Source organism: Halalkalibacterium halodurans (assembly GCF_004376175.1).
Taxonomy (GTDB): domain Bacteria; phylum Bacillota; class Bacilli; order Bacillales; family Bacillaceae_D; genus Halalkalibacterium; species Halalkalibacterium halodurans.
In genome coordinates this window covers 14,736-33,213 of sequence record NZ_SNUY01000047.1, presented here as the reverse complement: position 1 = coordinate 33,213, position 18,478 = coordinate 14,736, and the positions used below count along the sequence as shown (strand labels likewise).

The following is an 18,478-nucleotide window of genomic DNA, read 5'->3' as shown; positions in this document are numbered from 1 at the left end:
ATCGGGTTTTCGTCGACTATGATTCTACCAAGGAGAGACCCTTTTTTCATGTATTTTGCTTAAACCCTACCGCGCTTTCGCTTGGTGGCCTCCTCATCCAAGTAACGGAAATTTCCATTACTTGGATTAGGAGGTTTTTTCTTCTCCCACAAACATTTTACTCATACGTAAGAATGTAAGAAATCATTAATCTTTTTATGGAGGGCTACCTTCATTAAGAATCTAAAAAAGCTCAAAGCGCCGGCTTCAAAACGAGAGCAACTGAGATACGTTGTGGACCAATCATGACTGACCTTTGGGTCTCTTGAAGAACCGTCTCCATTCTTGCAATGCGCTGCGCTCCCTAGTCATACTTACTTAATAAACAAAGGAAAAGCGCCCCTTTAACTCTTGCAGCTCTGCCAACTTCTTCTCTACCATTTCCCGTCCTTTAGCTGTACCGTGTCGGATTAAAGGTCGATCTTCATATACCTTTCGCACTGTAACTGTGAGCTTCGCTGATGATTCATCGTCCGTTTGCACGAGTGTGGGTTGCTGTGAAAAAAGGAGTTTAAGGTGGGCGTGTACTTTTTTATTCCAGCTACCTCTCAACAGCGTTAGGACTTCGTCATCTGTCATATGTGGGATGTTCTCCATTGACACCAGTGGCTTATCTGCCATATAGAGAGTAATAGCTTCAGCCAATAAGGCATCCATCGCTAGGTTGAACGGATCTAAAAAGAGCTCATGGTCCTTTACAATGCAGGAAGCAAGGAGCAGGGCGGTCTCTTCGTCTGTTTCAATTCCGTTCCCGCGAACTGACAGACGTCCTAGGCTTTCATGCGGGATGAGCGAACACGTGCCCGCAAGCGTCGTATCACGTAAAAAGCTATCAAGGTGATCCAAGCTTAAAAGTTTCTCTTGATTTGAAACAGGTGTATTTTCATTTAATCGTCGGATCACGTCCTGGGGGGTAAATCCATGCTTTTTTAATATCTTCGCCACTTCCTGAGATTCGATTAACCTTTCAGTCAACAAATGATGGTTAAAGCCAAGTGGTTGTTCGACTGCATGGGAAAAAGGAAGATGACCTATATCATGCAATAATGCTACTAGGCGAAGCAACTGATCGCTCGGAAAAAAATGAGCGGTAAGTGACCAGACGCCAATTGTATGCTCGTAGCGTGAATGAGTAACAGGGGTTCGTAACGCGGCAGCTCCGTAATGATGCAAATGGGCTAATCGCTTGAACGGTCTTGAGCCAATGATCTCACGCTCACACTCGGTCGGTTCAATCGTTAAACGATAGAAAGGCTCATAAAGCTTTGTCATCTTCATCCCTCCCTGTTTCAATTGGAAAAACTAGCATACCATGATTCTTTCACTTGCAAAAGCCGCTATTATATCGTAATATAAGATATAATCGTAAATAGCGATAAAAGAGGTGTTCTAATGGACCTAAATCAGTACTGGACCGACATTTATTACTACTTGCACTACACCCACGGGGAAGAAAAAGTAACTCACCAGATGATTCGCATCATGCAGCATATCGATAAAAAAGAAAGGGTAGGGGTTCGCGATATTGCCCATCTCCTGCAAATCTCGCAAAACACCGCGTCTGAACATATGAAACGGCTCATTCAAAAAGGGTATGTAGAAAAAGGAAGGGACCCTAAGGATGAACGAAAGGTTGTTCTGTCATTAACACCTAATGGAAAGAACATTCTCTTCCACCATACGAGCTTAGATGAGAAAAAGCTCGAAGCCGTTTACACCCATTTGTCCAAGGAAGAGCAGGCAATGATCGAGGCTGCTTTTCGCCGCTTAAGCGAGGAGGCTAAGCGATGTTTTTCGTCTTAAAAATGATTGTATCAGGGTTCGTGATTGCCATTGTTACGGAGATTAGCCGCCGGCTTCCCACCTATGGCGGGATCATCGCCGCACTTCCCCTTGTTAGCTTGTTAAGCTTGTTTTGGTTAAGCATTCAAGGGGAAAGTGAGACAAATATGAACCAGTTTACGTTAGGAGTTCTTATCGGTTTACCCGCCACAGGATTCCTTTTATTGATCGTCTACTTCCTTACGAAACACTCGGTACCATTCATTGTTTCCCTTTGTGCCGGTATGGTCGCATGGGCGGTTTTTATTTACGTTCAAGACCTTCTCAATAGAATGTTTACTTAATAAAGCATGAAAAAAATGAAATCGACATGATTTCATTTTTTATCTCGTTTATTCTTTTTCCACTTCAACCGCCGTTCCGTACGCAATGATTTCTGCTGCATTGGCCATCACCGTCGAGGTTTGCAGACGAAAACCAATGACTGCGTTTGCTCCTTTTGCTTCCGCATCTTGTACCATTCGATGAATCGCAAGCTTCCTTGCTTCATCCATCATCTCGCTGTATCCTTTGATTTCACCGCCCACTAATCCTTTTAATCCTGCGGTAATATCTCTTCCGATATGTTTCGTTTGTACCGTGCTTCCTTTCACATATCCTTTCACTTCATTTACGTTGTAGCCATCAATCCGATCAGTAGTCACAATCATCATAGTCAAGTTCCTCCCTTTTTTCTTCTCTTCGTTCCCATACCATTAGTAGAATTAGTAAAACCAACGCCAATCCATACCCAATAAATAAAAACATCGCGATGCGGAGATTGATAAACACCATAACAATGCCGCCAACTTGTAATCCTGCGAGAAGAAGAATAAGGACATATTTCAGCCTATCATCAGCTATATTCATTGACCATCGCCTCCATTCCACCAAGGCGAACCATTTTAGGATGACTCTCCCTTTATTTGGGGAACGAATGTCGTCGCCATCGTCACCGTATTTCGGTCGCTCCTCGGTTCGTTTTGCGCATAAGTCTGCACAAGCTCGACTAGCTTTTCTGCAAACTCCTGCTGTTCTTGTTCCGTTAGATGGAGAGGTGTCTGCCAGTAGCCGAACCCATCCTCTTTGTAATGGTTTGGGTCCCTGCTCATCACATATGCCTCTACTTCTTGAAGCACATTCGCTTGATATGTTAAATAATAACGAACATGCTCTTCCCTCGTCGTATGTTCGAGCTCGTCGTCAAGGATATGCAATGTTTCCTGGTCAATCCCATATACTTTCTCTAATGCCCCTCGCCGTTTATGGGTGCTCACAACACGTAAAATGTCCGCGTCTTCCAGAACCTTGATTTGTCGGTATAACGTCGCTTGTGGAACATCCTGCAGTACCTCGAGAAGCTCTAATGGGCTCATTGGCTTTTTCGACATTATCGCTTGAATGATCCGCATTCTCACAGGATGAAGGAGCAAGTCAGCCTTTTTCTTTGCCACTGGTTTGATCCGCCTCCTTTATCATTATTAATAATGATAATAAAGTGTTTTACATTTAGTCAAGGGGGTTCCACATAGTTCATAGAAAGTGGATCGTGTCTCGAACGATCAACACGATAAAAAATACGGCCATTATTAATATCATATACGAAAACTTATGTTGTTTACTCTGTAACAAGCTAACGATAAAAACAAACAGGACTGCAAATATTAATAAAATGCCGACAGCGCTTATGATCATATTGAACAGAAACACGTTGACTTCTCCTTTGTGAGTATTTTTTAAATCTACGTAAGCAATGAATGGATGGTTTCACGATTCATGAAAATTAAATGAAGGAAAAGGAAAATAGGGAGCACTCCTAAGATTGCTCCCTTTATCCTTTAATTCGTCTCCTCTGCATACACTTGTTGGTCAATAAACGAAAAAGAAGTCACATCGAATAGCCCTTGATCTGTCAGCTTAATTTCAGGAATGACTGGTAAGGCGAGGAAGGATAACGTGAGGAACGGATTAAAGTCCCCGGTAAAGCCGAGTGCCCCAATCGCCGCATCAACTGATTTTAATTGTTCACATATGACATCGTATGACTGGTCTGACATTAACCCGCCGATCGTAAGTGGCAACGAGACTAACACTTTTCCGTCTTTTACGATCGTCATGCCACCTTGGATATTTTCAAGCTCTTTGATGGCAGCTAATAGATCTTCGTCGTTCGTCCCGACCGCCACGATGTTATGGGAATCATGAGCAACCGTTGTAGCAATCGCCCCTTTCGTCAAGCCAAACCCTTTTACGATACCAACACCGACGGTCCCTCGCTTGTGATGACGTTCCGCCACAACAAGCTTTAGTTGATCCCTCGCGACTGAAGGAATAAACACGCCATCCTTTACCGCTACTTTTTCCCGAATATGCTTTGTCACGATTGAGCCCGGTTGAATTTGAATCAAATGCGCCTCCTCGTCTGATTGTAGCGAAAGTTCGAGCTGTTCCTTTGTGACCAGCTTCATATTGACACTTTCGAGCAGTCGCTGTGGCGGCTGAACCGTCTCCCTTATCGGAACGATTAGTTTACCGTTCTTTGCAACACATGTGCCGTTTTTAAATACGTGCGTAATCGCCAACGATTGTAAATCTTCAATGAACAGTAAATCGGCCGTAAAGCCTGGCGCTATTGCCCCTTTTTTCGCAAGTTTAAAGCATTCCGCTGCGTTGAGGGACGCCATTTGAATCGCCTGCAAAGGGTTGACTCCAATTTGAATCGCTTTCCGTACATGATGGTCGATGCTCCCTTCTTCCACAAGCTCATCTAAATGTTTATCGTCGGTCACAAATAGAGCTCGGCGACTGTTCATAGGCGTAATGGCTTTCATCAAGGCATCGAAGTCTTTCGCCGCAGTTCCTTCACGGATGAGCAAATACATCCCGCGCTGAAGCCGCGCCTTTGCTTCTTCTGGCGTTACAGCCTCATGATCGTTGCTGATTCCTGCGGCTGTATATGCGTTCAAGGCTACCGAATCAAGACCTGCGCCATGCCCATCGATGATGCGCCCTTCTGAATGAGCAGCCTTTAGTTTGGCCATCATCTCTTGATCTCGAGTTAAAACGGCTGGGTAGTCCATCACTTCCCCTAAGCCAAAAATGCGGGGATCGCGAAAAAGCTCGGCGACTTCTTCTGCTGTCAGCCGTGCTCCGCTATGTTCAAATGGAGTCGCCGGTACGCATGAAGGCACCATCATTTTTACGTCTAACGGAATACCCTCTGATGCATCAAGCAAATATTCGACTCCTTGGACACCTGCCACATTGGCAATTTCATGGGGGTCTGCAATGACGGTTGTGACCCCGTGAGGTACGACAACCTTGGCAAATTGCTCAGGTGCTACCATTGAGGATTCGATATGAACATGACCATCAATAAAAGCTGGAGCAATGAAAGCCCCCTTTGCATCCACCTCTTCGTGGGCTTCATATGTTCCTGGATCACTAATGGCGACGATTTCTCCGCCTGCAATGACAACGTCTCCTTCAAATGTCTCCAGTTGAAAGACGTCGACGATTTGGCCATTTTTGATAAGAAGATCCGCTTTATCTTGATTTGCCGCGATGGCAAGTTTTCGTTCCAATCGATCTGTCATCCACTACCACGTCCTTGCACGAATTTATTTTTCCTATTGTATCGAAAACGATGAAAAAAATCAGCACTCTTGATAAAATGACTAACAATCTTTTGCAAGTCTAGGCCTAAACAATGACTAAATCGAGGGCTTTAACGAAAAAACAAACCCGCCATCCCTTAGATGGCGGATTTGTTACTCAGCTTCAACGTCTTTGATTCGTTCTAACGTCATTTTATAACCGTCGTTACCGTAATTTAAGCAACGTTTAACACGAGAAATGGTCGCTGTACTTGCCCCTGTTTCTGTTTCAATTTTATGATAAGTGGCTCCTTCACGAAGCATCCGCGCCACTTCTAAACGTTGGGCTAACGATTGAATTTCATTTATTGTACATAGATCATCGAAAAATTGATAGCATTCTTCTAAGTCACGTAATGACAGGATCGATTTGAACAATTGATCCAATTCACGGCCTCTTAATTTGTCAATTTGCATCATCGGTCACACCTTTCTCATCATTGTTCCACTCTACCATTTTATCTAAACCAGGTGATGTTGGCACAATATTGATCCACGTTTGTCCAGATAAAAACGGCACGATTTCTCCATTCTGTACAGGAAGGATTCGTCCATTTTCATTTTTCCATTCAACAAATTGCAGCCGGCCACCTTGGAGAAGAAGACCTCTTCCACCAGATGTCAAGTTGATCTCACGTCGACCTTGATCGTCAAGTACCCGATGGTCCGTTTCCACAACAAACAAGTTGGACACTTCCACAGGCTTCCGTGTGTCCAGATCAATCGTCTGCAGCTCCTCATTGTAGCGGGTCATCTCACCCGATTCAGACTGGATCCTGTATGTGACGCGGTTCCGATCAAAATAATTGATCGTCAGCTCATCAATCGCAAGCCCTTCCATTTCCGCCCCTTCCTCATAAAAGCGGAAAGGAGCCACGTCCCCCTCCAATGTGTATCCCTTATCGGTTAACCCTTTTTGAATGTTTGCAAATGTAATGTAAGAATTGTGAGGGGCTTTCCGGTCAGGAGAACGTTGAAAAAGTGTGCCATCATGAAATAATCCGTTCAAGTAATCGGCTCGTCCAGCTTTGAGCAATTGCTCAGCTTCTGGACTCCACCCATGTGTTACAAGAAGCCCACCATACCCTTGCACAAGTTCAATATGGTACGGTCTAGAACTGCGCACCGAACCAACCCTTTCTGGATATTCACTGTGAAAAAGAGCAACCAAACGGGTTACCTCACCTTCAGAAAGAACTTCGTAAACAAGGTCGGCAGCCTGAATGCCTGAATGGGGACGGGCTTCAGGATGATTGTTAATCGTCACACCGATTACACGCCTATTCACTTGTTCCTTCGCCACTTCTCCTGTAAGAGGGTAAGTAATGGTCGAAGCTTCTTCAACGTCGCCCTCTTCTTTCATTGGCACGTTATCATGGGCCTCCAGTTCTTCATCCCCTCCGCATCCAACAAGTAGCACGACAGTGGCAGAAAGCAAAAAGAGCAAAAGGATTATTTTTTTCATTGAGACACGCCCTTTGTTCGTTCAAGTGATAGGTGGCCGTCTTCACCACAAAAAGCAAGGGCCATAGGATGAATACGAACGTTTCATCAAGTAGGTCCATGGCGCCTTGCTTCTCAGTTTCCTCCCCAAAAGGACCTAAGTATCCTTTTATAGTTTAACGCATAATTGAAGGAAAGAGAACTGTTTTCTTATGAACATCATAGATTCCCCTCTGGGTCACCCGGATATACGGGAGATGTGTCGAAGAGAAAAACAGGAGGCTGTAAATCGGGTCGTCGTGCTCATACCCTCTTTCTCTTAGCGCTTTTACGAACTTTTTCTCTTCCTCCATCACTTCTTCCATCGGTTTCGATGAAAGGAGTCCCATGATTTCTAACGGAATGTTGCTGGTGATTTCTCCATTTTCAACGAGGACAATGCCGCCTCCTTGCTGTTTTAACGCATTGAAAGCCACAATCATATCTTGTATACATTTTCCAATTAAAATAATATCCCCAGTTGTTGAGAATGAACTTGCAAGGCCAGATACTTTTTTTGCAAACCCTTTAATCATCGTCGGAATCTTCCACTTTCCATGCTTATCGAGCAGCAAGAAAAAACACTCATCATGGTCTTCTGCAAGCGTATCCCGGCTCGCTTCAACGCTTACTTGATACGGCTTTAAGATGACCGAGTTGACGAGCTCGATCCCCATCGGCATCGAAAAATGGAGCTCATCTACCGAGAGGTCCCAGTCGATTGTTAAACGCTTCATCCCAAAGTCTTCCCATGGAAATACGGAATCGGTACCATACCTTTGTCCGTCCCTCACGACCCATTGACCTTTCGCAAGGACAGACGTCGGAACAGGATTAAATACATTTTCTAAAAAGTTCAGATGAGCTATACGCCCTGGTGCAATCATGCCGAGCTCATAGTCCAAGCCGTAATATCTGGCAACATAATATGTGGCCATTCCATACGCATCCTTCGGTGGAATTCCTTCATCTAGGGCAATTTTAATCAGCCGATCCATGATTCCTTGCTCATAAAAGGATGGAGGTGATCCATCGGTTGTCAGCATACATCGACTAAAGTCATCAATGCCAAGCTCCTTCATTTCACGGAGAATCTTTGCCAGATCCGATCTTATCGATGAATGGCGAAGGGATGTCATATAACCGAGATCTAACCGACGTACGACCTCTTCCCCTGTCATTGCTTCATGATCGCTTGTGACTCCGAGCAAACTCATTTGCGTCAACGTTTTTTCCGAAGCGCCAGGAAAATGACCCTCGATGGGCTTTCTTAGCCGTCTCGTCTCCTGCATCCAATGGAGGATGCCGTCATCCCCTGTGATCACTTTTGGCCAAGATGTGAGTTCTCCACCTTGTACGACCAAAGGATGTTCAAGCCACTCTTTGATTTTCGAATTTAAGAAATGCCCCTCTTCATCATTCATTTCCGTTTGCGGATCGTAACGGCACCACCAGTACATAGAAGAGGGGAGCTCATCTAATGACTCAATCATAGAAAGCGCTTTCTTTTTTTCCAGCGCCAAAAAGAACATTAAGTTATCATTGATCAGTGTCGTAGTTCCCATCGCAGCCGCATAATTCGCAAAACTGTGGGGATTATATAATTGAAACGGGTGGGCATGGTGCTCAATATAACCAGGGACGATCACTTGTTGACCACAGTCAACCACTTCCGTTTCATCGTCAAGTTTTGCTGGCATGTCTTGCCCCACGTACACGATGCGATCTTGATAAATCCAAATATTCGCATCAAGCCATTTGCCTCGTACACTGTTAAGATACGTTGCATTTTTTAACACAAGGGTTGGAGCCATTTCCCCTCTAACGACAGCTAACTGTTGCCGAATTTGCTTTTTCGTCCAGCGATACTTTTGTTCACACATTCACATCACCCATCCAACTTTGCAAAAGATTGTGTTGAACCTATCGTACCATATATTTATGGTTTAACTCATTAAAGATGTGAAAATTTATTACAAATTAATTGAAAATATTTTGACAGAATGATGACCATTGGAGAGGAGTCCTAGCATGTATCCAAATATCGGAAGAGTAAATGCTTTAGTACGGATTACGGTCGGGTTAACGACCCTCGCATGGTCTAGTGCTCGAATGGTAAAGCGGCCCAATCACCCTTGCCTTATCATGACAGCGATGGCAGGTGCGATGAAAACAGCCGAAGGAATCACACGCTTTTGCCCAATGACCTATTTTCTTGAACGCAACGACTATGGGTTTTACGATGAGTACGCTGACGAAGAATGCGAACATTGTGAGCATGACGAGGAGCAGTCTAAGCCTTTCATGTAACAAAAAAGGGGGGCAGATCCTAATATTAGGATTCAGCCCCCTTTACATAAGGAGTGATTTTGATGACCATTAATATCCAAGAATACGCCACCGATACACTGTTTGTTTACGCTTTACTGATCGGAAGCATCATGGCAATTATTGCTCTGTTTGTGAGGAAACGGCGCGCTCGGCGATAGCTTTGCTGCCAATGTCTTTTCGGTAAAATAACCCGTCGCTTTTCACCTTGTTTAGTTCCTCGTAAACAGCGGCTTGTGCTTCTCTTAATGTAGAGGCTTGTTTTGCGACAAGTAGAACACGTCCACCATTTGTCACAAGCTCTTCTTCTTCTCGTTTCGTTCCTGCATGGAACACAAGTGTGTCGTCTTCGAGCTGCTCTAGACCAGAAATGGTATACCCTTTTTCATAAGAACCTGGATAGCCTTTTGTCGCAAGGACGACACCTAGCACTGCCTGCTCGTCCCACTCAAGCTCAGGTACTTTGCCATCCAACAAGCTTTCAATGACGTTCACAAGGTCTGATTTTAGGCGTGGCAGAACGACTTGGGTTTCGGGATCACCGAAGCGAGCATTGAACTCAATGACTTTCGGTCCATCGGCTGTCATCATTAGCCCAGCGTATAAAATGCCTGTGAACGAACGTTCCTCTTGCATGAGGGCACGGGCAGTTGGGATTAAAATCTCGTTTACGGCCTGTTTTAATTGGACATCGCTAAATTGAGGAACCGGAGAATACGCACCCATTCCACCAGTGTTCGGCCCTTGATCACCGTCAAACGCCCGTTTATGATCTTGAGCTCCTACCATTGGAATCACCGTCTCACCATGAACGAACGCCATAAGAGACAATTCTTCTCCTTCTAAATATTCCTCAATGACGACACGGGCACCAGCACCACCAAATTTATCTTGGTTGAGCATATCATCAAGAGCTGCGATGGCCTCCTCGTTCGTCATCGCAACAACGACTCCTTTTCCAGCGGCCAATCCGTCGGCTTTAATGACGATCGGGGCTCCTTCTGCTTCGACATATGCCTTCGCTTCATCAAAGCTGGTGAAAACTTCATAGCTACCTGTCGGGATGTTGTATGTTTTCATGACTTGTTTGGCATACGACTTGCTTCCTTCGATTTCAGCCGCTCGCTTCGACGGACCAAACACGCGCAATCCTTCTTCTTGAAAACGATCAACGATCCCTGCTAACAATGGCACCTCCGGACCAACAAAGGTAAGTCCGATTTTATTTTCCTTCGCAAATGCCACGAGTTGATCGTGGTCTTGCTCAGAGATCGCAACACATGTCGCAACATCAGACATCCCGTCATTCCCTGGTGCAACATAGACACGCTCAACCTTTTCACTTTGAGCAAATTTCCAAGCAATCGTATGCTCACGACCACCGCTTCCGATCACAAGTACATTCATTTCTACGACTCCCCCTTTCCTTAATGTTTAAAGTGTCTTACGCCTGTGAACACCATTGCGATACCATGCTTATCGGCATTTTCAATTGATTCTTCATCACGAATCGAGCCACCTGGCTGAATAATCGCCGTGATACCAGCCTTTGCTGCTAATTCTACCGTATCTCCCATCGGGAAAAACGCATCGGAACCCATGACAGAACCGGCTGCTTTTTCTCCCGCCTGTTCAATTGCAATTTTCGCTGCACCTACTCGGTTCATTTGGCCCGCACCAACACCGACCGTCATTTGTCCGTCCGCTAAAACGATCGCATTCGATTTAACATGTTTCACGACACGCCACGCTAGTTTTAACGCTTCCCATTCTGCTTCCGTTGGCTCACGCTTGGTCGGGATTTTAATCTCTGCCTCTTCAAAGCCGTACGTATCTTCCTCCTGTACGAGGGCCCCACCATGGATGGAAGTTATTCGTTTTTCAGCTTGATTCTCTTCGTTCAACGGCAACGTTAGCAAACGTAAATTTTTCTTTGATGTTAATACGTCTAACGCCTCCTCGCTAAACGACGGGGCAATGATCATTTCTAAAAAGATTTCTTTTAACGTCTTCGCTGTCTCAACATCCACTTCTCTGTTCAAAGCAATAATTCCGCCAAAAATCGAGACAGGGTCTGCTTCATACGCTTTATCGAACGCTTCTTTAATCGTTTCACCTGTCCCAACGCCGCAAGGGTTCATATGCTTGACGGCAACTGCCGCTGGCTCTTTGAATTCCTTAACAATCGATAGCGCAGCATCTGCATCGTTAATGTTGTTGTACGACAATTCCTTCCCGTGCAATTGCTTCGCATGGGCAATCGAAGCTTTGGCCCCGAGCGGTTTTTGGTAAAAGGTCGCCTTCTGATGAGGGTTTTCCCCATAGCGTAAATCTTGCTTTTTCTCAAACGTTACCGTGAGTGACTCAGGACTCTCTTCGCCAACAGCACCGGTTAAATATTCTGCAATCATTGCGTCGTACGCAGCCGTATGACGGAAAACTTTTGCTGCCAGACGGCGCTTCGTTTCTGTTGCAACGTTTCCTTGATCCGCTAGCTCCTTGAGCACTGTTTCATAATCGACAGGATCGACGACAACCGTTACATGCTGGTGGTTTTTCGCCGCTGCCCGCAGCATACTCGGACCGCCGATATCAATATTTTCAATCGCATCAGCAAATGTGGCCTCGGGCTTCGCAATTGTTTGCTGGAACGGATATAGGTTCACGACGACAAAATCGATCGGACGAATGTGATGCTCGTTTAATTGGGCCAGGTGCTCGTCCCGCTCACGCATGGCAAGCAACCCACCATGAATGTTCGGATGGAGAGTTTTTACACGACCATCTAAAATTTCCGGAAAGCCTGTGACATCAGAAATACCGGTAACAGGGATTCCCGCCTCTTGAAGGGCGCGCTTCGTTCCACCTGTGGAAACAATCTCAACCTCATGCTCGACAAGAGCTTTCGCAAAAGGGACAATTCCTTCTTTATTCGATACACTCACTAATGCACGACGTTTCATGTGTGACTCTCTCCTTATTTTGAAAGCAGCTTGTGCAACGTGGCTGGATAAAGCCTGTGCTCGACTGCTTGAATTTTCGTTGTTAACGTTTCAAGAGTATCTTCCTCTTCAATCGAAACGGCTTCCTGGGCGATAATCGGTCCAGTATCCATTCCTTCATCTACGTAATGGATCGTGACGCCTGTTACTTTCACGTTCGCCCTTATCGCTTGTTCGATCGCATGGAGTCCTGGAAATGCAGGTAAGAGCGATGGATGGATGTTCACAATTCGCCCCTCATACGCTCCAAGCAACGTCGGTCCCACTAGACGCATATAACCTGCTAACACAACAAAATCGATCTGTTTTTCCTTTAGCTGCTGGACAACTTCTATTTCATACGCTTCCTTAGATGGATACGTTTTTGGGTCTAAAGCACAGACAGGAATTTCGTGAACCTTTACACGCTCCACCACTTTTGCCCCGGGTTTATCCGTGATTAAAAGAGCGACTTCACAAGGAAGCTGCCCTGCCTTTTGTGACTGAATAATCGCTTCGGCATTCGTCCCGCTACCGGAAGCAAAGATGGCTACTCGCTTCATTCGAATGCTCCCCCAATCACAACTCCGCTCGTATCGGTCACACGTCCAATAATGTACGCATCTTCTCCTGTTTCTTGAATCTGGCGAATAACATGTGGTGCATCATCACTCGAAACAACGACCGCCATACCAATCCCCATGTTAAAGGTTGAAAACATATCTTTCGCGGACAACTGTCCAGTCTCTCGAATGAACGAAAAGATCGGAGGCACCGGCCAAGAACCGTAATCAATTTCCGCCCCTAACCCTTCTGGAAGCATGCGCGGCACATTTTCATAAAAACCGCCACCTGTAATATGAGAAAGTCCTTTTACTTTGCCTGTCTTTAACGTTTGGAGAACGGTCTTTACGTAAATCTTTGTTGGTGTCAACAACTCTTCTCCAAGTTTTTTCCCGAGGGCGGGAATCTCTGAATCAAGGGTGTATCCGTGATCGTGAAGAAGAATCTTGCGCACAAGAGAAAAGCCATTGCTATGAACACCGCTCGATGGTAAGCCTAAAATGAGGTCACCACTCTCAATGTCTGCTCCTGTCACAAGGTCAGCCTTTTCAACCGCACCAACAGCAAAGCCTGCCACATCATATTCTGTCTCGTCATACATTCCCGGCATTTCCGCTGTTTCTCCACCGATTAGAGCGCACCCTGCTTGCTCACAACCATCGGCCATTCCTTTCACAATCGCTTCGATTCGCGCAGGTTCCGATTTTCCGCAAGCAATGTAGTCAAGAAAATAGAGCGGCTCAGCTCCTTGGACGACAATATCATTCACGCACATCGCGACAGCGTCGACCCCGATCGTATCGTGCTTATTCATTTGAAAGGCAAGCATGAGCTTTGTGCCAACTCCGTCTGTCCCCGACACGAGAACAGGTTCCTTCATGTTAAGCGCCGATAAATCAAACATTCCTCCAAAAGAACCGAGGCCGCCGATGACCTCGGGACGTGCGGTGCGAAGGACGTGTTTTTTCATGCGTGCCACAGCCTCATAGCCTGCTTCAATATCGACCCCTGCTTGTTTGTATGCATCTGACATGGTCTGGACCTCCTATACCGGTAAAAGCTTGTCGTGTGGATGAAGTGTATCAGGATAAATTTCCGTTGGGTATTGCCCGGTAAAGCACGCTAAACATTGTCCGCATGAAGACACTTCATTTGAACGGCCAACCCCTTTGACAAGACCTTCTAAGCTTAAAAAGGATAACGAGTCTGCCCCCATTTGCTTGCGCATCTCTTCAATCGAATGAGTGGCTGCAATTAACTCTTCTTTTGTTGACGTATCGATCCCATAAAAGCACGGATGCTTAATCGGTGGCGCACTAATGCGAACATGCACCTCTTTCGCTCCCGCTTCACGCAGCATATTGACAATTCGCCGGCTCGTCGTCCCACGTACGATGGAGTCATCAATCATAACGACACGCTTTCCTTCCACAACTCCACGTACAGCGGAAAGCTTCATCTTGACTCCTTGTTCGCGCAACGCTTGGGACGGCTGAATAAACGTTCGTCCTACATAGCGATTTTTGATTAAGCCTAACTCATACGGAATCCCTGACTGCTCAGCATAACCAATCGCCGCTGAGATACTGGAATCAGGTACTCCCGTCACGACATCTGCTTCTACTGGAGCTTCAATCGCGAGTTGCTTCCCTAAATTTTTCCGAGCTGTATGAACATTGATCGTGTCCACGTTGCTATCAGGACGTGCGAAGTAAACATACTCCATGCTACAAATGGCACGGGCCGCTTCGCCTACAAACCGCTCTGACGTAAGACCGTCGTCGTTAATCGTCACGAGCTCCCCAGGCTCCACTTCACGCACATATTCAGCACCGATGACGTCAAAGGCACATGTTTCAGAGGCAACGACGTAGGCTTCTCCCAATCGACCGATGGAAAGGGGGCGCAAACCATTCGGATCAAGTGCGACCATGAGCTCACGTTCCGTCATCACCGCAAAGGCATAGGCTCCTTTAAGCATGGAGAGCGAGCTTTTCAACTGCTCCCGAATATGGTGATATCCGCTTCGCTTAATGAGATGGGCGAGCACTTCTGTATCGGACGTTGATTGAAAAATACTTCCCTGATTCTCCAATTGATTTTTTAAATGGTTCGCATTGACGAGATTTCCGTTATGGGCGATCGCAAGGCTACCAATCTGTGAACGGAAGACAAGGGGCTGAACGTTAGCATAGCCCCCGCCTCCTGCCGTCGCATAGCGAACGTGACCGACAGCTGCTTTCCCTTTTAACGAATCAAAAATATCAGGATTAAAGACATCATTAACTAAACCGAGTCCTTTGTGAACCGACAGTTGATGGCCATCTGTCACAACGATTCCAGCGCCTTCTTGCCCGCGATGTTGGAGGCTGTGCAAGCCGTAATAAGCTACTTGTGCCGCATCTTCATGACCCCAAATCGCAAACACACCACATTCTTCGTTTAAGCCTTTGATTTCAGCAAACATGGGATAGCTCCTTTCCAAGCTTCGAGCATTTCATTTACACTCGCTTGCAGGACTTGAGCGCCGTTTACATCCTGAATGTTTAATTGAGGATGGTCTGTCACTTGCCCAAGATGAATCGCGTCCTCCACTAATGATTCAAAAATGGCTTGCTTCTCTTTCGGAACAGAGACTAGGAAACGAGACTGAGATTCTGCAAACAATTCCGTCGTCCATTCACCATCAATGACAACATCCGCACCTACAGCTTCTCCCATCATGGACTCCGCTAGCGCAACAGCTAGGCCACCCTCTGCTATATCATGGGCAGAAGCGACAGCACCTGCTCGAATCGCTTCAAGCAATTGCTCCTGTCTTTTCTTCTCAACCGCTAAATCAATAGCTGGTGCTTTTCCTGAAATTTCGCCGTTCACTAACTTTTGCAATTCACTACCACCGAATTCAGCTTTCGCTTCGCCGATTACATAAATCAAGTCGCCTGCTTTTTTGAAGGCTTGAGTCGTAATATGGCCCACATCTTCAATAAGACCGACCATGCCGATAACGGGTGTTGGATACACGGCGACACCGTTCGTTTCATTATAAAGCGACACATTCCCGCCGATGACTGGTGTTCCTAACTCACGACAAGCTTCACTCATCCCATCTGTTGATTTCTCTAGCTGCCAGAAAATTTCTGGTTTCTCAGGGTTTCCGTAGTTCAGGCAATCTGTCACTCCTAACGGAACGCCGCCTGAGCAGACGATATTGCGGGCTGCTTCAGCGATGGCAATCTTTCCACCTACTTCTGGGTCAAGGAAAAGGTAGCGAGAGTTACAGTCCGTTGTCATTGCTAATGCTTTTTTCGTTCCGCGAATCCGTACCACTGCCGCATCCGAGCCTGGACTTACGACCGTATTTGTCTGAACCATGTAGTCGTATTGCTCGTAAACCCACTCTTTGCTGGCGATCGTTGGCTGCTGTAAAAGGGACAGCAACGTATCTTTCACTTCTGCGATTGTTGGAATCCATTGCGTTTTCTCGCTTTGGAACGCTTCATAATACGCAGGAACCTTCGACGGTTTATGATAGACAGGTGCATCCTCTGCCAACGCATCAACTGGAACATCGGCGACAACTTCGCCTTTGTGTAGAAGGCGCAACTTCTTATCGTCGGTCACTTGACCAACTTCAACTGCATGTAATCCCCAATGGGCAACGATATCTTTAATCTCTTGCTCTCGACCTTTTTTGACGACGATTAGCATGCGCTCTTGCGACTCGGAAAGCATCATTTCGTATGGCGTCATTCCTTTTTCACGCTGAGGAACATGATCCAAATTCATCTCAATACCGGAGCCTGCTTTACTTGCCATCTCCGCTGAAGATGACGTTAACCCAGCGGCACCCATGTCTTGAATTCCAACAAGGGCATCTGATTTGATAAGTTCAAGACACGCTTCAAGGAGGAGCTTCTCCATGAACGGATCGCCCACTTGGACAGCTGGACGCTTCTCTTCCGAAGCTTCGCTTAATTCCTCAGAAGCAAACGTAGCACCGTGAATTCCATCGCGGCCCGTGCTTGCACCGACGTACATGACCGTGTTGCCAACACCTTTTGCTTGCCCTTTTTGAATATCTTTATGGTCGATCAACCCGACACACATCGCATTCACGAGGGGATTTCCTTCATAGCATGGGTCAAACTGCACTTCACCGCCAACTGTTGGGACTCCAACACAGTTTCCATAGCCGGCAATTCCAGCGACAACTTCTTCAAATAAATAGCGGACTTTCGGTGATGTCAATTCTCCGAAACGTAATGAGTTTAGTAACGAAATTGGACGAGCCCCCATGGAAAACACATCTCGCAATATCCCACCAACGCCTGTTGCTGCTCCTTGGTATGGCTCAATCGCCGATGGATGATTATGGCTCTCAATTTTAAATACGACTGCTTGTTCGTCGCCAATATCAATGATCCCCGCACCTTCTCCAGGTCCTTGAAGCACCTTATCGCCATCAATCGGGAATTTTTTCAGTAGCACTTTCGAATTTTTGTAGCTACAGTGCTCTGACCACATGACGGAGAAAAGTCCCGTCTCCGTATAGTTCGGCAAGCGTCCAAGAATGGATTCAACAAGGGCAAACTCCTCATCAGTTAAGCCCATTTCTCGGTAAATTTTCTGTTCTTTCACTTCGATTGCCGTAGGTTCACGGTGTAACGACATGGGATTCCCTCCAATTTCGTAAAATCGATTTAAATAAGCGCAGACCGTCTTCGCCGCCCACAAGCTGCTCGACTGCTCGCTCTGGGTGTGGCATCATACCTAAAACATTACCTGCTTTATTGACGATGCCGGCAATGTGGTTACGTGAGCCATTCACACGATCGGTATAGCGAAACACGACTTGGTTGTTCGCCTCAAGCTGCTTGAGTGTTTCATCATCACAATAATAGTTCCCCTCTCCATGGGCTACTGGAATCGTAATCGTTTCCCCTTGCTCATACTCTGAGGTAAAGAAAGTGTCGTTGTTTTGTACTTCAAGCTCAACCGGTTTACAAATAAACGTCAGCTTTTCGTTGCGAAGCATCGCGCCAGGCAGGAGCCCTGCTTCTAACAATACTTGAAATCCGTTGCACACGCCGAGCACAGGGACGCCTTCGTTCGCCGCGCGAATCACATCCTCCATAATCGGAGAAAAGCGAGCGATGGAGCCTGAACGGAGGTAGTCACCGTATGAGAAACCCCCAGGTAGTAAAATCGCATCATAGCCTTCAACGCTCGTTTCAGTATGCCAAAGGTAGTCGACCTCTTCACCTAAAGCGTCTTTCACGGCATGATACATGTCAGCGTCACAGTTGGATCCTGGAAATACGATGACAGCAAACTTCATGACGGGATAACCTCCTCCACTTCGTAGCGATAATCTTCAATCACGGTGTTGGCGAGGAGCTTTTGACACATGTCATGGATACGCTCGTCAAGATCGCCTTCTCCTTTTTCTAATGTTAACTCCATATATTTTCCAATTCGAACCTCGTTCACTTCTGTGAATGATAATGCATGAAGTGATTTTTGTACGGCACTCCCTTGAGGATCGAGGACACTTTCTTTCAGGGTGACATATACTTTTACTTTGTACATGATGAGCCTCCTATT

Annotated in this window: 21 protein-coding genes; 4 read left to right on the top strand and 17 right to left on the bottom strand. The window is 46.1% G+C overall.

Going from position 1 to position 18,478, the window contains the following annotated elements:
* Positions 1-357: 357 nt before the first annotated feature.
* A complete protein-coding gene (locus E2L07_RS14465; RefSeq protein WP_166740088.1) occupies positions 358-1,311 on the bottom strand; it encodes an HD domain-containing protein in 954 nt (317 codons plus the stop codon).
* 120 nt (positions 1,312-1,431) lie between these two features.
* Here E2L07_RS14465 and E2L07_RS14460 point away from each other — a divergent pair, with 120 nt between their 5' ends.
* Entirely contained in the window at positions 1,432-1,842 is a 411-nt protein-coding gene (locus E2L07_RS14460; protein WP_010896821.1) for a MarR family winged helix-turn-helix transcriptional regulator, read from the top strand.
* A complete protein-coding gene (locus E2L07_RS14455; RefSeq protein WP_134229912.1) occupies positions 1,827-2,165 on the top strand; it encodes a DUF3147 family protein in 339 nt (112 codons plus the stop codon). Before E2L07_RS14460 ends, E2L07_RS14455 begins: the two co-directional genes overlap by 16 nt.
* A 48-nt stretch (positions 2,166-2,213) precedes the next feature.
* Here the strand turns inward: E2L07_RS14455 and E2L07_RS14450 are convergent, their stop codons facing one another.
* From E2L07_RS14450 to E2L07_RS14420, 8 genes are all read right to left on the bottom strand, one after another.
* Positions 2,214-2,534: a YbjQ family protein gene (locus E2L07_RS14450; RefSeq protein ID WP_053432415.1), complete on the bottom strand. Its 321-nt coding sequence runs from the start codon at positions 2,532-2,534 to the stop codon at positions 2,214-2,216.
* Complete coding sequence (locus E2L07_RS14445) at positions 2,515-2,730, bottom strand: hypothetical protein (protein WP_134229911.1); 216 nt, start codon at positions 2,728-2,730, stop codon at positions 2,515-2,517. Before E2L07_RS14445 ends, E2L07_RS14450 begins: the two co-directional genes overlap by 20 nt.
* A 35-nt stretch (positions 2,731-2,765) precedes the next feature.
* On the bottom strand, positions 2,766-3,314 hold the full coding sequence (locus E2L07_RS14440) for a transcriptional regulator (RefSeq protein WP_134229910.1): 549 nt from the start codon (positions 3,312-3,314) through the stop codon (positions 2,766-2,768).
* Between the two features lie 79 nt (positions 3,315-3,393).
* Positions 3,394-3,570, bottom strand: coding sequence for a hypothetical protein (locus E2L07_RS20880; protein ID WP_166740087.1), 177 nt, complete (start codon positions 3,568-3,570; stop codon positions 3,394-3,396).
* Positions 3,571-3,698: 128 nt separating this feature from the next.
* Positions 3,699-5,456 carry an adenine deaminase gene (ade, locus tag E2L07_RS14435; RefSeq protein WP_134229909.1) on the bottom strand — a complete coding sequence of 586 codons (1,758 nt, stop codon included), beginning with the start codon at positions 5,454-5,456 and terminating at the stop codon, positions 3,699-3,701.
* A gap of 174 nt (positions 5,457-5,630) precedes the next feature.
* Positions 5,631-5,933 carry a YerC/YecD family TrpR-related protein gene (locus tag E2L07_RS14430; protein ID WP_010896815.1) on the bottom strand — a complete coding sequence of 101 codons (303 nt, stop codon included), beginning with the start codon at positions 5,931-5,933 and terminating at the stop codon, positions 5,631-5,633.
* Complete coding sequence (locus E2L07_RS14425; RefSeq protein WP_134229908.1) at positions 5,923-6,981, bottom strand: DUF3048 domain-containing protein; 1,059 nt, start codon at positions 6,979-6,981, stop codon at positions 5,923-5,925. The genes E2L07_RS14430 and E2L07_RS14425 overlap by 11 nt, the downstream gene beginning before the upstream one ends.
* 154 nt (positions 6,982-7,135) lie before the next feature.
* A complete protein-coding gene (locus E2L07_RS14420; RefSeq protein WP_134229907.1) occupies positions 7,136-8,881 on the bottom strand; it encodes an adenine deaminase in 1,746 nt (581 codons plus the stop codon).
* 148 nt (positions 8,882-9,029) lie between these two features.
* Between E2L07_RS14420 and E2L07_RS14415 the strand changes: the two genes are divergently transcribed.
* Positions 9,030-9,308 carry a YgaP family membrane protein gene (locus E2L07_RS14415; RefSeq protein WP_010896812.1) on the top strand — a complete coding sequence of 93 codons (279 nt, stop codon included), beginning with the start codon at positions 9,030-9,032 and terminating at the stop codon, positions 9,306-9,308.
* Positions 9,309-9,370: 62 nt separating this feature from the next.
* On the top strand, positions 9,371-9,487 hold the full coding sequence (locus E2L07_RS21660; RefSeq protein ID WP_010896811.1) for an EYxxD motif small membrane protein: 117 nt from the start codon (positions 9,371-9,373) through the stop codon (positions 9,485-9,487).
* On the opposite strand, the gene purD is transcribed toward E2L07_RS21660, so the two are convergent.
* The 8 genes from purD to purS are packed head-to-tail and all read right to left on the bottom strand — an operon-like array spanning position 9,447 to position 18,463.
* Positions 9,447-10,733, bottom strand: coding sequence for a phosphoribosylamine--glycine ligase (gene purD, locus E2L07_RS14410; protein ID WP_134229906.1), 1,287 nt, complete (start codon positions 10,731-10,733; stop codon positions 9,447-9,449). The genes E2L07_RS21660 and purD overlap by 41 nt on opposite strands.
* 20 nt (positions 10,734-10,753) lie before the next feature.
* A complete protein-coding gene (purH, locus tag E2L07_RS14405) occupies positions 10,754-12,289 on the bottom strand; it encodes a bifunctional phosphoribosylaminoimidazolecarboxamide formyltransferase/IMP cyclohydrolase (protein WP_134229905.1) in 1,536 nt (511 codons plus the stop codon).
* A 14-nt stretch (positions 12,290-12,303) separates the two neighbouring features.
* On the bottom strand, positions 12,304-12,870 hold the full coding sequence (purN, locus tag E2L07_RS14400) for a phosphoribosylglycinamide formyltransferase (protein ID WP_010896808.1): 567 nt from the start codon (positions 12,868-12,870) through the stop codon (positions 12,304-12,306).
* A complete protein-coding gene (purM, locus tag E2L07_RS14395; protein ID WP_134229904.1) occupies positions 12,867-13,904 on the bottom strand; it encodes a phosphoribosylformylglycinamidine cyclo-ligase in 1,038 nt (345 codons plus the stop codon). The genes purN and purM overlap by 4 nt, the downstream gene beginning before the upstream one ends.
* A gap of 12 nt (positions 13,905-13,916) precedes the next feature.
* On the bottom strand, positions 13,917-15,338 hold the full coding sequence (gene purF, locus E2L07_RS14390; protein WP_010896806.1) for an amidophosphoribosyltransferase: 1,422 nt from the start codon (positions 15,336-15,338) through the stop codon (positions 13,917-13,919).
* A complete protein-coding gene (purL, locus tag E2L07_RS14385) occupies positions 15,314-17,545 on the bottom strand; it encodes a phosphoribosylformylglycinamidine synthase subunit PurL (protein WP_134229903.1) in 2,232 nt (743 codons plus the stop codon). Before purL ends, purF begins: the two co-directional genes overlap by 25 nt.
* Positions 17,529-18,212 (bottom strand): phosphoribosylformylglycinamidine synthase subunit PurQ, encoded by a 684-nt coding sequence (purQ, locus tag E2L07_RS14380; RefSeq protein ID WP_010896804.1) that lies wholly within the window; start codon positions 18,210-18,212, stop codon positions 17,529-17,531. Before purQ ends, purL begins: the two co-directional genes overlap by 17 nt.
* Positions 18,209-18,463 (bottom strand): phosphoribosylformylglycinamidine synthase subunit PurS, encoded by a 255-nt coding sequence (gene purS / locus E2L07_RS14375; protein ID WP_010896803.1) that lies wholly within the window; start codon positions 18,461-18,463, stop codon positions 18,209-18,211. Before purS ends, purQ begins: the two co-directional genes overlap by 4 nt.
* Between the last annotated feature and the right edge of the window lie 15 nt (positions 18,464-18,478).